This window comes from Paenibacillus sp. FSL H3-0333 (genome assembly GCF_038002805.1).
Taxonomy (GTDB): Bacteria; Bacillota; Bacilli; order Paenibacillales; family Paenibacillaceae; genus Paenibacillus_AQ; species Paenibacillus_AQ silagei.
This window is the reverse complement of the sequence record NZ_JBBODG010000001.1, coordinates 5,044,064-5,058,495: the sequence shown is the minus strand read 5'-3', so window position 1 is coordinate 5,058,495 and position 14,432 is coordinate 5,044,064. Positions and strand designations below refer to the sequence as shown.

Below are 14,432 nucleotides of genomic sequence, written 5' to 3'. Positions count from 1 at the left end.
TACTGAAGTCTGCCTGATGAGCTTAACGTCCGGAGTTGCCTGGTGCGTTAGTAGCGGTACTGCCTCCGGCATTCCCGCCCGTATTCCCGTTGGCATTGCCTGCAGGCTTCCCGCCGGTATTCCCAGCGGCATTCCCGCCGCCAGCATTGGTACCGCCTAATGGAGTAGAAGTATCCACAGCAGGCGGCTGAACAATGATCATGCCAGGGTCTTCCGTACTGTCAGGGATGATTCCGGCGTCCGGTGTCGGCTCAGCGTCCGGCGTCTGTTGCGGAGTTGGTGTCGGCTCAGGTGTAGGCTTAATGCCGCCAGCCACACTGCCGGAAGCAGTCTCATGTCCGGCTACGTCCACGGCAGCCACATAGAAGGTAGCATTAGCGCCTGCCGGAGTACCCGGCCTGAAGACGGTGCTCTCTCCAGCCGCGAGAACAGCCTGCTTCTGGAAAGATCCGCCGTTCAGGGAACGGTAGAGGCGGTAGCCGACAACATCCGGCGAACCGCTTGGAGTGAAGGTAACTACAGCCTTGCCTGTACTGTAGGAGACCATGACTTCACCGGGAGCACTTGGCCCGTTGCCGTCATCGACCCGCGGATCGACCTCGGTCGGATAGTCGGTTTTGGCATCCTGCGGCATGTAGTACGATAGTGACTCATGCGATTTCATCGCCGGGAAGGCGGCCAGCAGCTCTTTGACCAGCTCCTGAATCGGCTTTTCGCGCTTGACTACGATTTTCTCCTTCAAGAAATCCTCAGGAGTTCCTTCCAGAGGGATGTAGTTCACCCCGTTATAAGTGATGTATCTGGCATTGGAGATTCCGTCATCGCTCTCCTTAGGAACAAATTTCGCGTTGAACAGATCCGTTGTGAATCTGTCCGTCAGCTTGGAAGGCTTCTTGCCGCTGTATGCCGAGACTGTTGCCTTGACGATGCCTTCCGGCTGGGCGAATTCCTTCGTGGTGAACAGCTCGGGACGCTTGTCAATCACTGTATTCATTACCTTGGTCCACAGGGTCTGCGCCTGACGCTTCTGCGTATCCCCCTGAAGGGTATTGATCTGCTCTTTGTAGCCCACCCAAATTCCAAGAGTGACATCCGGGGAATAGCCCATGAACCAGACATCCCCGTAGTTCTGGGTGGAGCCGGTTTTGCCGACAATCGGAACTTCCTTGAAATGCTTGTAGTTCCTCTTCACTGTAGTTGCAGTTCCGTCAGTAATTACGGTACGCAGCATATCCGTCATCAGATAAGCGGTCTGCTTGGAGAAGACCTGTTCCGGGTTAACTTTATGCTGGTAGACGATTTTGCCCTGACTGTCCACGATCTTCTCGATCATATAAGCATCAGTGAAGGCGCCGCCGTTACCGATGGAGGAGTAGGCGTTGGTCAGCTCTTCCACGGATACCCCGTAACGCAGCCCCCCGATAACCCCGGTCTGAGCGCTATAGTCATTGTCCTGGATGGTGGTAATCCCCAGCTTCTTGGAGAAGGCCCAGGCCTTCTCAATGCCCACCTTGTCATTGAACAGCTTCAAGGCCGGAAGGTTCAGGGATTTGTTCAGGGCATAACGGGCGGTAACCAGACCCTGATAACGGTTGTTGGCGTTCTTGGGAATGTGGTAGCCTTTGCCTCCGTCCTTCATGACAATCGGCGCATCATCCAGAATGCCGGCAGGCTGAATGAGCCCTGCATCCAGTGCAGGCAGGTACGCTGCAATCGGCTTCATGGTAGAGCCGGGCTGGCGGATCATCTGGGTGGCATAGTTCATCTGCTCGATGTTGAAATCGCGCCCTTCGATCATGCCGAGAATCGCGCCGGTCTTATTGTTGATCATCATGCCGGCTGTCTGTTCCTTGCCTCTAGCCTTGCTGTCCTTGGTGAAATTGCTGCTGTCATCCGAGACACTGTGCATCGCACTGTACACTTTCTTGTCTATGGTGGTGTACACCCGGTAGCCGCCGGTCATGAGCTGCTGGCGGGCTTCCTCCAGCAGCTGGGCGGAATCGGTAGCAGCGGCTGCCTTGTCTGCCGTGCCCTGGTTCAGCTTCAGCAGGATCTCGGACGCTTTGCGTTCGGTCTCCATCATGAGATAAGGGAAGGTGGCATAGGCCTTCTTCGTATGCGGTGCAAGAGAGCTCTTGATGTCGAAGAGCAGCGCCTCGTCGTATTGGGAAGTGGTAATCTTGTTCTCCTCCAGCATCCGCCGTAAGACCAGCTTCTGGCGGTCCATCGCCCGGCCGAAGGCCGTCTCGTTGAATTCGCCTACGCCGTTGAACGCAGAATACTTGGAAGGGAGCTGCGGCAAGCCGGCGAGATACGCCGCCTGGGCCACATTCAGCTTCTCCAGATCATCCAGGCCGAAGATGCCTTTGGCGGCGGCCTTGATACCAAATACATTATAGCCGTTGGAACCGTTCCCGAAAGGAACCTTATTTAAATAAGCCGTTAAAATCTCCTGCTTGGACAAGAAACGTTCCAGCCGCAGGGAGAGCAGGATTTCCTTCACCTTGCGGTCTTCCGTGCGGTCCAGGTTCAGGAACACGCGCCGTGCAAGCTGCTGGGTAAGGGTACTGCCCCCGGTCTGAACGGATTCATTCAGTACCTTTTGCTTGACGGCCCGCAGGGTGCCGCTGAAATCCACCCCTTTATGATTGTAGAAATTATTGTCCTCTATAGCGAGAACGGCATCAATCACAAGCTGCGGAATATCGTTGAATTCAATAAGTCTGCGGTCTTCTTCTGTGCGGAGCTGGCCAATCGGCTGTCCGTCACTGAAATAGGCAAAGCCGGTAATGGCGTTCAGCCCAACCTGCTGCTGGATTAGTTCTTCGGGCCGGACCGGGTCGTCCTTCACTATTGAAGTGACGTAGCCGGCTACAGCGCCGCCGGCGAACAGGCAGCCGAGTATACCGAGTATGAACATCCACTTCACAACTGAACCGAACCTGCGGAGCCAGGATCTGCGCGGTGGACGCTGTTTTGCGGTCTTCTTTTTCTTCTCCTCAACCATCGACGATAATCCTCCTTTTAACGGAACTATTATAGCACAATTTGGCGATTTTGAATGCGCTTCTGCCGGAGAGGATTTTTAAAATAACCCCACAAAGTGGGGACTTCAGCTTAAATATAAGACTTTATATGTTGCACACGATAAATTATCCTTCTATTTCTCGTTGAAACGGTACCGTCCTCTAAAAAGGACGGCAAAGCCGTTTCCACTTGCGATGATGACCCAAAAACTTTGCGGGGGCCCCAAAACATATACATTCTTATCATAAAAAAAGCTCCCGGATAGAAATCCGGGAGCTTTGATCAGATTCCGCTGTAAGCGAATCTTAACGGTTGTAGAATTCGACGATTTGCTTCTCATCGATATCCTGGGACAGCTCAGCACGTTCTGGCAAACGGATGTATTTGCCTTCGAACGATCCGTCAGCATATTCCAGGTAAGCCGGAAGGTGGTTACGGTTCTCGAGAGCTTCCTTGATCGAAGTCATAGCGCGGCTTCTTTCGCGGAGTCCGATAACGTCGCCAATGCTTACACGGTAAGAAGCGATGTCGACTTTTTTGCCGTTAACGGTTACGTGGCCGTGGGATACCAACTGACGTGCGCCTGCACGGGAGTTAGCGAATCCAAGACGGTAAACCAGGTTGTCCAGGCGGCTTTCGAGCAGGAACATGAAGTTTTCGCCCGCAATACCCTGGAGCTTTTGTGCCTTAGTGAAAAGAGTTTTAAACTGCTTTTCGCCCAGGCCGTACATGTGACGCAGTTTTTGTTTTTCCAAAAGCTGCATTCCGTAGTTACTTACTTTTCTGCGTTGGTTAGCGCCGTGCTGTCCTGGTGGGAAAGGGCGTTTCAGGTCTTTGCCTGTACCGCTAAGGGAAATGCCCAGACGACGGCTGAGTTTGAATTTAGGTCCGGTGTAACGTGCCATATTATAGTAGACTCCTTTTAATGAAAAAAATTTATTGTAGGGCCTATTTGCGCCGCAATTCGTATCCGTGAAAGCGTTAAATGGTTTCACACTGCCGAGGGAAGTTCAGCCGCTGCCCTGGCAGTAACGAAATGCGTAGAGGGTGACACAACGTTACGCCCAATAAGACTTGTTACAGTCTTGTTCAACAATAAATATTATATGAAAATGACAGTCAAAGTCAAGCGCAACTTAAAAGAGTTTTTGTCTATGTTTGTCGTTAGTTCTTTGGTCCTAAAAAAAATCCCGGTTTTGCGGAAAATATAATGCAATACCTCAAGAAAGGGAGTAAAATATAACTAATTGGATGTTATCGGAAAACTGTGATTTCAAATATCCTGACTATATTTACGCTGGATTGGTACTGTCTCTACTATAGAATCAGGGGGCGTACTCCGGTCTGGCCTGATTGAAGATGCAAAGGAGGTCCTCTTTATGTCAGAGCAGGAGGCATACGGCCATAAGGATAGGGACAGCCGTATGCTGTTACAGGACATGAGGCAATCCGGCGGAGAAGATGTAGATCCCGCCGCCTGGCTGAAGGAGACAGATATCGTGTCTCACGATTTCCCCTACGCCGCCAGCTTGATTGCCGAGAGCTTCAGGGAATGGCAAGGACAGGGTGTCCCCTCCTTCGCGAAGGCCTGGAGCTGGTGTGTGCTGAATTATGAAGGTGATTGGATTGAACCCGGCTCTGAATTCCGGCAGGGGCGCTGGAGAGCAGAGTGGGAAGAAGCGGCGGGAATCTGCCTGCAGACAGGCGGGATGTATGCCGCCGAGGTTCTGGAGGAAGGACAAGCCTATACCCTTCTGGCTTTGCCGGTATTTACGCGCGGGCACCGGGAAATCTTTGCCGTGCTTGGCTGCAGGATGCCTGCTGAGCAGTACGAGTCGGGCGGGAAGCATACGGCTGAGGCCATGTCGATGCATTTCCAGACCTGCTTTTATCACCGGTTTGAGCATGTGTTTGTCTCGGATCTTGCGGGAATTCACCTGCATGCCGAGCGTGAGGGCAGCCGCCGTTCGCTGCTTTTTCAGATTGTCCAGCGTATGCATGACAACATTGATGTAGATGCCGTGCTGACGGAGGTCATTGACAGTATCGCTGCGATGTATCCGGGGGCGCGGCTTGATTTGTTCATGTCCCAGGACCACCGCAGCACGCATCCTCAGGTCAAGCCGCTTCCGCTGACATGGGCAGGCAATGATGTCTGTGACCGTGCCTTCAAGGATGGGCGGGTCACGCTTCATGCCGGGCGTGATGAGAACGGGACTGTTGAGGTAGGGCTTCCGCTCGGCGGCAAGCAGGGGGTATACGGTGTATTTCATATGATTATGGACAAGGCGTCCTTCCATGAGCTGGATCTTAGCTTCCTGACCATGGTCGCGGATACCGCCGGTACCGCCTTTGAGAATGCGAAGCTGTATGAACGCTCCAACCAGCTGATCAGGGAGCTGCGCATGAGCAATGAGCTTACCCAGCGGCTGAATCAGAGCCTCAGGCTCGGCGATATTTTCCAGTTTGCCTTTGAAGAGCTGCTGGCAATGTTCGAGGCGGATTATTGCTGTATCCTCCATAGGAATGAAGAGCGCGGCGGGCTTGAGGTAATCGCCTGCAATTATCTGCCGCTGCTGGGTGAAATATTGGATGGCAGTCAGGGACTCGGCGGTAAGGTTTACGCTACGGGAGAGCCGCTGCTGCTGTCCGATTACAAGTATGCTGCGGGGCAGACCTCGACGCTGATGGATGCTACCGGCTCACAGTCGCTGATCGCTACTCCGCTGAATGTGGGGGGAGAGGTGCGTGGAGCCATTATGCTGGCCCATAAGCAGGCCCACTTCTTCACCTATGACAGCTACCGGCTGCTGCAGGCGATGGCCGGCCATATCGGGCTGGCTGTCGGAAATGCGAGGCTTCATGCCGAGGTGCACCGCCTGGCGAACCGGGATACGCTGACCGGACTTTTTGCCCGCCACTATCTGGATGAAGAGATTAAGCAGCGGCAGTCGAGTGATTTTTGCGGGACCCTGATCGTGGTGGACATTGACCAGTTCAAGATGGTGAACGACACCTATGGACATCAGAAGGGGGACAAAATCCTGAAGCAGGTCAGCGACATCGTGAAGACCTCGATCCGCCAGGGGGATGTCGCCGCCAGATGGGGCGGGGAAGAGCTTGCAGTCTATCTGCCTCAGCTTGGGGTACAGCAGGCCGTATTCGTAGGGGAGCGTATCCGCAAGCGTGTGATGGGAGAGACAGAGCCGCGTGTGACCGTGTCCTGCGGAGTCGCCGAGTGGAGCTGGACCGATGACCGGGTCAGTGTCGAATCTCTCTTTTACCGGGCGGATATGGCGCTCTACGAAGCCAAGAACAACGGGCGCAACCAGGTAGTGATCGATAACAAAACCGTAGAGAATAATTCGAAGAATCCTTGGGCTTAGGCCTTAAGGATTTTTTTTGTGCAAAAGCCCTGCTTTGTGAAGGGGCGTCATCCGGCGTATAAGCCCTGCATTCAGGGAGACCCTAGGTAGAATACAGGTACACTCTACTTTCTTGCGGAAAGGGCTTGATGGCCATGATGAACTTACGATGCGTCCGCACGGGAATTCTTGCCCTGCTGATGCTCTCCAGCCTTGCATTCAGCGGGTGCGCGGGTGTGAAGGACAAACCGGCTGCGGAGGATTTGAATCTGGTAATGGCGGGGATGGATGGCACTGACGGGGTGTCCTTTGAAGGGGCGGCTGCCCTGCTGATCGACGGGAAAACGATCCCGGAATCCTCGCTCTACTATGGGGGAAAGGTAGCAGATCATAACCGGGTCAGCCTCTATTCGCTCCTGCCGGACGGCGGACATCCCGCTTCTGCGGCGGAGTCCGGTCCGCATTCTCTGGAGCAGGGCTCCGGAGATGCGCCCGTCTACTATACCCGGATGGTGAAGGAGGACGGGAAATGGACGATGAAGCAGGCCTCTCCGGCCTTGGGCGGCAGTAATCCCCTGGAGGCGCTGAATCCGCTGCGTCAGCTGGAGGAGCTGGAGAAGATGGGCAAGAAGGTGACGGAGGAAGCGGGCAGCGCCAGAGGGACACGGGTCCTGCGGATTGAATTAACGGCAGAGGAGGCGCGCAGACAGCTCTCGGCAGAGCTTGCGCAGAAGATGCAGGCAATCAAGCCGGCTGCCAGAATAAGCGCTGCTGCGCCTGCTGACACTCAGGCTAAGGCACTTGCGGCTAAGACCGCACTGTGGGAACAGAAGCAGACAGAGCTGCAGCAGAGGCTGAACCAGGCGGATATCCGCACAGTATATTATCTTAAGGTTGACCCGAAGCGGAATCTGCCCACCCGGCTGACCTTGAACCGCACCCTAACCTACCCCGGCAAGGCCGGTGCGACCACGGAAGAAGCCTACATTACGCAGGTGGATTTCTATGGTTATCAGTGAGCGGTTCCCTTCCCGCAGATGGCTTGCGCTCTATGACAGGCGTGCTACAATATAACGGTATGTTTATTTTCAGCAAGAGGAAGGAAGAGAGAGACAGATGAATGATCCCCGGATTCAAAAGCTTGCGGCGAACCTTGTAGGTTACTCCGTAAACGTACAGCCCGGCGAGAATGTGCTCGTCGAAATGATCGGCAGTGAACGAGATTTGATCAAAGCCGTTGTGGAGGAAGTGGGGAAGGCCGGAGGCCGTGCATTTGTGCAACTGACCGACCGCACTGTTCTGCGCAGTATGCTCAAATATGCAACACCTGAAGGCATCAAGACCTGGGCGGAGATCGACCTGAACCGGATGAAGCAGATGGACTGCTATATCGGCATCCGTGCAGGTGAGAATGTCAATGATCTGTCCGATGTGCCGGAAGAGAACATGAAGCTCTACAACTCCCTGTATTCCCACCCGGTACATAGCGAGCAGCGCGTCAAGCACACCAAATGGGTGGTGCTGCGTTATCCTAACGCCAGTATGGCTCAGCTCGCCAACACGAGCACTGAGGCCTTCGAGGACTTTTACTTCGCAGTCTGCAACCTGGATTATGCCAAAATGGATAAGGCCCAGGATTCACTGGCTGAGCTTATGCGCAGAACCGACAAGGTGCGTATATCCGGTCCCGGAACAGACCTTACATTCTCCATCAAGGGAATCGGGGCGGAGAAATGCTCCGGCCAGAAAAATATCCCGGACGGAGAAGTGTACAGCGCTCCTGTCCGGGATTCCGTGAATGGAACGATCAGCTATAATGCCGCATCGATCTATAACGGGGTGACCTTCGAGAATGTGAAGTTTACGTTCGAGAACGGCCGGATCGTAGAGGCTTCCAGCAATGATACCGCGCGGTTGAATGAAATTCTGGATTCCGACGACGGGGCGCGTCATATCGGTGAGTTCGCCATCGGCTTCAACCCTTATATTCTGCATCCGATGAAGGATATTCTGTTCGATGAGAAAATTGCCGGCAGTCTGCACTTCACACCGGGCCAGGCGTATGATGTGACGGACAACGGCAACCGTTCGTCCATTCACTGGGACCTCGTGCTGATTCAGCGTCCTGATTACGGCGGCGGCGAAATTTACTTCGACGATGTGCTGATCCGTAAGGACGGAATTTTTGTGGTGCCGGAGCTGGAAGGTCTGAATCCGGATAACCTGAAATAAAATGGTACAAAAGCGGGATTCCAAACGAACGTAAAGGCCGGTTTCCAAGAAACACCTTGCGTGAGTAAGCGGATTCAATGTATCATGGAATTGGTAACAAGTGAACATAAGTATATAATCAAGTTGCGGAGGGATTCCTATGTCCAACAATGCGGCAATCGTGGATATTGCACAGACAGCAAGCCAATTTAATTCATCTATCGTTCTTCAAGCGGACAACAAGTACATTGATGTGAAGAGCATCCTGGGCTTGTTCACCACCCTGGTATCCAGCCAAAGCTATGAGCTGCATGTACATGGCACAGATGCCGAGGAAGCCAAGAAAGCCATGAGTGAAGTTTTCGCCAAACACAATTTGAATTTTACAGTAGTAGCAGAGTAATTCCAGTTTCTTCTCAGACGTCCGGCCTTGCGGCTGGGCGTCTTTGCTGTGGAACCAGGTGATTTTGCAGGAACTTCAGGAATAACCCAAACTGAAATCTTGTATTAGGTCCTAATTTCGACTAATATTAAGAATAATAAGCAATCGCTGCTGTAACTTTTGGACATGGGGGGGAAAATGCATGACTTCATCGGATTTGCAGGAACAGCTCAATATCAAAGCAATCAATCTTCTTCAAGAAGATGCCGATAAAATTCAGAAGCTCATTGAAGTACAGATGGAGAATTTGGCAACCCGTTACTGCCCTCTCTATGAGGAAGTGCTGGATACCCAGATGTACGGCTTCTCCAGAGAGGTCGATTTTGCGGTCAGAGCGGGGCTGGTGCCGGAGCTTACCGGCAAGCAGGTGCTGAGCAAGCTGGAACGTAATTTGGCTGTACTATACGAGGCACTGAACAAGAAGGCTGAGGAACGGGAGATGTAAGTCCCGGTCATCAAGTGGAAACGGCTTTGCCGTCCTTGTTAAAGGACGGAACCGTTTAATTCTTATATTTTCAACAAAACGCACATGAAAGACCCGGGGGTCGATCATGTGCGTTTTTTTACAATTATTTATAAGTTTTGAGTTTCAGACCAGATAGAACGATACCCCGAGAATCAAATAGACCGCCAGCAGCAGGAGACCTTCGTACCAGTTGGTTGCGCCGTCCTGAATAATCGATTTGGCGATGAACACCGATACGGCAATCGCTACAATCTCAATCGTGGTGAAGACAATCGACATGGTGTTGCCCATGAAGTAACTGGCGAAGATCAGCACAGGGGCGACGAACAGGGCAATCTGCAGACTGCTGCCTACGGCGATCTCGACTGCGGCGCCGATCTTGTTCTTCATGGCGAGCATAATGGCAGCGCTGTGTTCTGCGGCGTTACCGATAATCGCTACAAGGAATGCGCCGACGAACAGCTCACTGAAGCCGAAGCGTTCGGTGAGAGTCTCCAGCGTGCCGACCAGCCACTCACTGACGAAGGCGACCATGACTGTGGCAAGGACCAGGTAGAGGATTGAACGGTTCCGGGACCAGACAGGAGCATGCTCATTCGGCAGCTCTTCCGCAGAATCGTCCGTAACATCCGCCAGGTATTTCTTGTGTGTGATCATGGAGAAGACCAGCCAGGCGAGGTAGGCGGCAATCAGGAGTCCGGCAACGACAAGGCTAAGCACATTGGTGTCTTTCTCGGTGATGGAATGCGTGTTGAAGAACATGGCGGGGACGAACAGGGCGATAACCGCAACGATCATCAGTGAGCCGTTCAGACCGGCGAGTGTGACATTGAAGTTCTGAACCTTGAACTTCAAGCCCCCGGCAAAAATACTGAGTCCGAGAACGAGCAGCAGGTTGCCGATGATGGAGCCGGTCAGACTCGCTTTGACCATGTCAAACAGTCCTTCCTTGACCAGGAAGAAGGCGATGATCAGCTCGGCCGCATTGCCGAAGGTTGCGTTCAGGAACCCTCCAAGCCGCTGTCCGGCGTAGTGGGCTACACTCTCGGTGGCCCGGCCGAGGAAACCGGCCACGAAGATGACCGAAACGGCAGACAATATGAACTGAAGGGTATGATCCCAGTTCGCGTAATGCCCTATGGCGCTGAGGATGAAGCTGATGACCAGCAGCGCCGGTGAGATCCATTTTTTCAAGGTTAAGCACTCTCCAGTCTCTATATGTAGGTTGAATTCATAATCAATATACCCAAATTGTTCCTGACTGTAAACGGGGGTGAGAGAAAGTCATTTGCTTTTTAGGCCGCTTTGGAATTACAATAATTGATAATGAGAGTAGGGGGGATATGGCATGGCAGAACAGCTTCAACTGGAATTGGGTAATATACGGATATCGAATGACGTTGTCTCAAAAATTGCCGGCCTGGCCGCGCTTGAGACTCCCGGAATTGCAGCCATGTCTGGCGGTTTGTCAGAGGGCTGGGCAAAGCGCCTGAGCGGCAAGAACGTGCAAAAGGGTGTTACTGTCGAAGTTGGCCAATTGGAAGCTGCAGTAGACTTACGCATCATCGTACTGTACGAAACGCCGATTCATGAAGTGTGCCGCATGCTTCAGCAGAATGTCCGCGAGGCTGTGGAGAGTATGACCGGGCTTCACATCGTAGAGGTTAACGTTAAGGTCGAAGGCGTAGCCTTCAAGAACGACGAGATTTCTTAAGCACAATTATATTAGGCATCCATGCAAAAGGCAGTCCGGAATATATTCCGGACTGCCTTTCTACTTGGCTCAACCCTCTTTTGTATGTAGGTAGCCTCTTAGCGTGCGCGGGTGCCAGCACTTCTGTTGTTGCGTACCTGTCTGACCGTAGTCACAGACTTCACCACTTCCTCCTTGGCCGGACGGTTGGTCTCCCGTGAGATGCTGAGCATGATCCCCATGCAGAGCATGGTGACAAGCAGCGAGGAGCCGCCGTAGCTGATAAAGGGCAGTGTAACCCCTGTAAGCGGAATGGTATTGGTCACACCGCCGATATTGATGAAGGCCTGAATGGCGATGAGCCCCATGATTCCGATGCCGACCAGGGTGCCGAAGGGATCGGTACACCGCAGTGAAATCAGAATCCCTCTCCAGATAAAATACAGATAGAGCAGCAGGAACAAGGCTGTTCCCACGAAGCCGAGCTCCTCACCGATGACGGAAAATATAAAGTCAGTGTAAGGATAAGGAAGGTAGTGAAGCTTTTGGATGCTCTTACCAAACCCGGAGCCTTGTGTTCCGCCTTCGCCTAGGGCGATAAGGGATTGCATGATATGATAGCCGTTGCCCGAGGCATCTTTCTCCGGATCAAGGAAGGCTTCAATACGGCCCTGACGGTAATCCTGCTTAATCTCAGCCTTCTCGGTCTGCGGCGACAGGGAGTCAATGGCGGTCTTGGCTCCCCAGACGAGAGCCACGCCCAGAATCAGTAGGCCTATCGAGCCCATAATGTGCTTCATACTGGCGCCGCCGGCATAGATGATCAGTCCGCTGGTTGCGACAAGAATCATACAGGAGCCGAAGTCCGGCTGGAGCATAATCAGTCCGGCTACGATGCCGACGATAACCATGACCGGGATATACCCTGTCCGCAAATCGCGCAGGCGCTCGCCTTTTTTGGTGATCAGGGCAGCCAGGTAGAGAATGATAGAGATCTTGGCCAGCTCGGTAGGCTGAATCCCAAGGGTTCCGATACTCATCCAGCTCTTGGCGCCGTTAATCCCCTCGGTGGTTGCTACGAACAGCAGCAGGACGAGTGTAATCACGAAGATCGGGGCATACCATTTCTTGAATTTGCTGTAGTGGATATTCATTACCACGAACATGATGAAGCTGCCCAGCACAGCCCAGATCAGTTGTTTTTTGACGAAGAAAAATGCATTATTGCTGTATTTCTCACTGGCAAGGGTTAAGCTGGAACTGGAGCTGAACACCATCAGCAGGCCGAAGCCCACGAACAGCAGGGTGAGAATAAGCAGCTGGAAATCGGGCGTTCCTCTTTTGGGCGGGCGGGCTTTGGAGGCCGTCTTTCCCTTCGCGGCACTCAAACTTCCAGCAGCGCTTTCAATTCATTGATATGTTTCCGGGCTACCTCAAGCACCGGCTGAGGCACCGGGGATTCATATTCCAGCCCGTGGGGGAATGTGGCCTTGCCCAGATAGACGGCTTCAATCGCCAGTACCGCGTCCGCCTTCTCCAGCTTCCCCTCCACAGCACGGGTATTAATGCGCAGGAAGTATTCGCCGCCGTCCTTGCGGTCTTCGATCTTGCAGTCATAAGTCGCGCGGTAGTATTCCCATTGCCATCTGATGAATCCTGCCCTTGCTGCACTCTCGTCGAGATAAAGAAGGTCGCTCTTCAGTCCTTCGAGGCCCGTGTTCTCAAATATCATAGCGCACAACTCCCCTTAATGAAGTATAATGATTCATTTGTAATTAAAATTTGTTATTGTTCTTCCTCATGATAGTCTGTTTCCCGGGGTTGTGCAAGGTAGAACAGGCTGATTAATACCCACTTTTTTGCGTTTCTGCTACAATAAAAGAAAGTTGGCAGGCTGCGGAGCGGACAGAGCTCAAGGGCTTGCCCCGCAGGCTTATCCGCAGGATGCTGTCAGAGAAGGGAATGGAGAGTTATGGAGAGGTTAGAGATCGGGGAACTGCTCCCGGAAATGATCAAATGGCGCCGCCATCTGCACCGTCATCCGGAGCTGTCCTATCAGGAGAAGGAGACCTCCGCTTATGTCGGGGCAAGGCTCACGGAGCTGGGGATTGAGGTCCGGCGGAGTGCAGCAGGCTACGGATTGACAGGCATACTTAAGGGCCGGGAGACTGGCAGAACGGTAGTCCTGCGTGCAGATATGGACGCGCTGAGTATTACGGAGGAGAGCGGCCGGGAATATGCTTCCCAGCATCCAGGGGTTATGCATGCCTGCGGGCATGACGGGCATACCGCCATGCTGCTGGCTGCGGCGGCGTATTACAGCTCCCGCCGGGAGGAGCTGAGGGGGGAGATCCGCTTTCTGTTTCAGCCGGCGGAAGAGGTCTGTCCCGGCGGTGCAGTGGACATGATTGCGGAAGGCGTGCTTGCGGGTGCGGATGCTGTCTACGGGCTGCATCTATGGACGCCGTTCCCGCTCGGGACGGTAGGCAGCGCGCCGGGGCCGTTGATGGCTTCGGCCGATGAGTTCTTCATTGATCTGACCGGCCGGGGCGGACACGGCGGCATGCCCCACCGTACAGCAGACAGCATTGTGGCGGGTGCGGCACTGGTTACCGGGCTGCAGACGATTGTCAGCCGCAACGTTGATCCGCTGCGTCCTGCTGTGGTCAGCGTGGGAACGATGCAAGGCGGTTCCGCCCAGAATATCATTGCCGAGCGCTGCCGGATTACCGGGACGGTGCGGGCCTTTGATGAAGAGACACGTCATCTGATCCGCCGCCGCATTGAAGAGTTGGCGGCGTCCATAGCCGCAGCCTATGGGACGGAGGCGAAGGTGGACTATCTGATGGGGTACCCGCCGCTGGTAAATGACATTGCTGAGTATGAACGCTTCGCCCGTGTTGCCCCTGAGGCACTGGGTACAGATGCCCAAGTGATTCTGATGGAGAAGATTATGCCGGCGGAGGACTTTTCCTATTATGTTCAGGAGATTCCCGGCTGCTTCATCTTCGTCGGTGCGGGCAATGCGGCCAAGGATGCTGTCTATCCGCACCATCACAGCAAATTTGATTTCGATGAGGATGCTATGCTCTATGGCGTGAAGCTGCTGGTCGCTATGGCCGATTCCTGTCTCAATGAGTCCTTATCCGTATAAATGTTACCGCTCCAGGAAAAACTACTCTCAAATGCCATGGTAACGTGGACAGGAGGGTTCATTCTTGACAGCGG

General features: G+C 53.5%; 12 protein-coding genes. 7 read left to right on the top strand and 5 right to left on the bottom strand.

The window, feature by feature from the left end; genetic code table 11:
- Positions 1-22: 22 nt before the first annotated feature.
- Both MHH78_RS22670 and rpsD read right to left on the bottom strand, forming a co-directional pair.
- A complete protein-coding gene (locus tag MHH78_RS22670; protein WP_341168879.1) occupies positions 23-3,007 on the bottom strand; it encodes a transglycosylase domain-containing protein in 2,985 nt (994 codons plus the stop codon).
- 325 nt (positions 3,008-3,332) lie between these two features.
- Positions 3,333-3,932 carry a 30S ribosomal protein S4 gene (gene rpsD, locus MHH78_RS22665; protein WP_036729464.1) on the bottom strand — a complete coding sequence of 200 codons (600 nt, stop codon included), beginning with the start codon at positions 3,930-3,932 and terminating at the stop codon, positions 3,333-3,335.
- Positions 3,933-4,406: 474 nt separating this feature from the next.
- Between rpsD and MHH78_RS22660 the strand changes: the two genes are divergently transcribed.
- From MHH78_RS22660 to MHH78_RS22640, 5 genes are all read left to right on the top strand, one after another.
- The gene (locus tag MHH78_RS22660; RefSeq protein WP_341168878.1) at positions 4,407-6,413 is read left to right on the top strand and encodes a sensor domain-containing diguanylate cyclase; all 2,007 of its coding nucleotides are present in this window, start codon (positions 4,407-4,409) and stop codon (positions 6,411-6,413) included.
- 134 nt (positions 6,414-6,547) lie between these two features.
- Positions 6,548-7,411: a hypothetical protein gene (locus MHH78_RS22655; RefSeq protein ID WP_341168877.1), complete on the top strand. Its 864-nt coding sequence runs from the start codon at positions 6,548-6,550 to the stop codon at positions 7,409-7,411.
- 97 nt (positions 7,412-7,508) lie between these two features.
- The gene (locus tag MHH78_RS22650) at positions 7,509-8,624 is read left to right on the top strand and encodes an aminopeptidase (protein WP_341168876.1); all 1,116 of its coding nucleotides are present in this window, start codon (positions 7,509-7,511) and stop codon (positions 8,622-8,624) included.
- Positions 8,625-8,763: 139 nt separating this feature from the next.
- Positions 8,764-9,006 (top strand): HPr family phosphocarrier protein, encoded by a 243-nt coding sequence (locus MHH78_RS22645; protein WP_036695008.1) that lies wholly within the window; start codon positions 8,764-8,766, stop codon positions 9,004-9,006.
- 181 nt (positions 9,007-9,187) lie between these two features.
- On the top strand, positions 9,188-9,490 hold the full coding sequence (locus tag MHH78_RS22640; protein ID WP_036695007.1) for a YlaN family protein: 303 nt from the start codon (positions 9,188-9,190) through the stop codon (positions 9,488-9,490).
- A 144-nt stretch (positions 9,491-9,634) separates the two neighbouring features.
- On the opposite strand, the gene cax is transcribed toward MHH78_RS22640, so the two are convergent.
- On the bottom strand, positions 9,635-10,705 hold the full coding sequence (gene cax / locus MHH78_RS22635) for a calcium/proton exchanger (protein ID WP_341168875.1): 1,071 nt from the start codon (positions 10,703-10,705) through the stop codon (positions 9,635-9,637).
- A gap of 154 nt (positions 10,706-10,859) precedes the next feature.
- On the opposite strand from cax, the gene MHH78_RS22630 reads away from it, so the two are divergent.
- Positions 10,860-11,225 (top strand): Asp23/Gls24 family envelope stress response protein, encoded by a 366-nt coding sequence (locus tag MHH78_RS22630; RefSeq protein WP_036695005.1) that lies wholly within the window; start codon positions 10,860-10,862, stop codon positions 11,223-11,225.
- A 98-nt stretch (positions 11,226-11,323) separates the two neighbouring features.
- Here the strand turns inward: MHH78_RS22630 and ftsW are convergent, their stop codons facing one another.
- Together ftsW and MHH78_RS22620 are read right to left on the bottom strand one after the other, a co-directional pair.
- A complete protein-coding gene (gene ftsW / locus MHH78_RS22625) occupies positions 11,324-12,592 on the bottom strand; it encodes a putative lipid II flippase FtsW (RefSeq protein WP_341168874.1) in 1,269 nt (422 codons plus the stop codon).
- On the bottom strand, positions 12,589-12,936 hold the full coding sequence (locus MHH78_RS22620; RefSeq protein ID WP_339313925.1) for a YugN family protein: 348 nt from the start codon (positions 12,934-12,936) through the stop codon (positions 12,589-12,591). The genes ftsW and MHH78_RS22620 overlap by 4 nt, the downstream gene beginning before the upstream one ends.
- Positions 12,937-13,176: 240 nt before the next feature.
- On the opposite strand from MHH78_RS22620, the gene MHH78_RS22615 reads away from it, so the two are divergent.
- Positions 13,177-14,358 carry an amidohydrolase gene (locus MHH78_RS22615; RefSeq protein ID WP_341168873.1) on the top strand — a complete coding sequence of 394 codons (1,182 nt, stop codon included), beginning with the start codon at positions 13,177-13,179 and terminating at the stop codon, positions 14,356-14,358.
- Positions 14,359-14,432 lie beyond the last annotated feature (74 nt).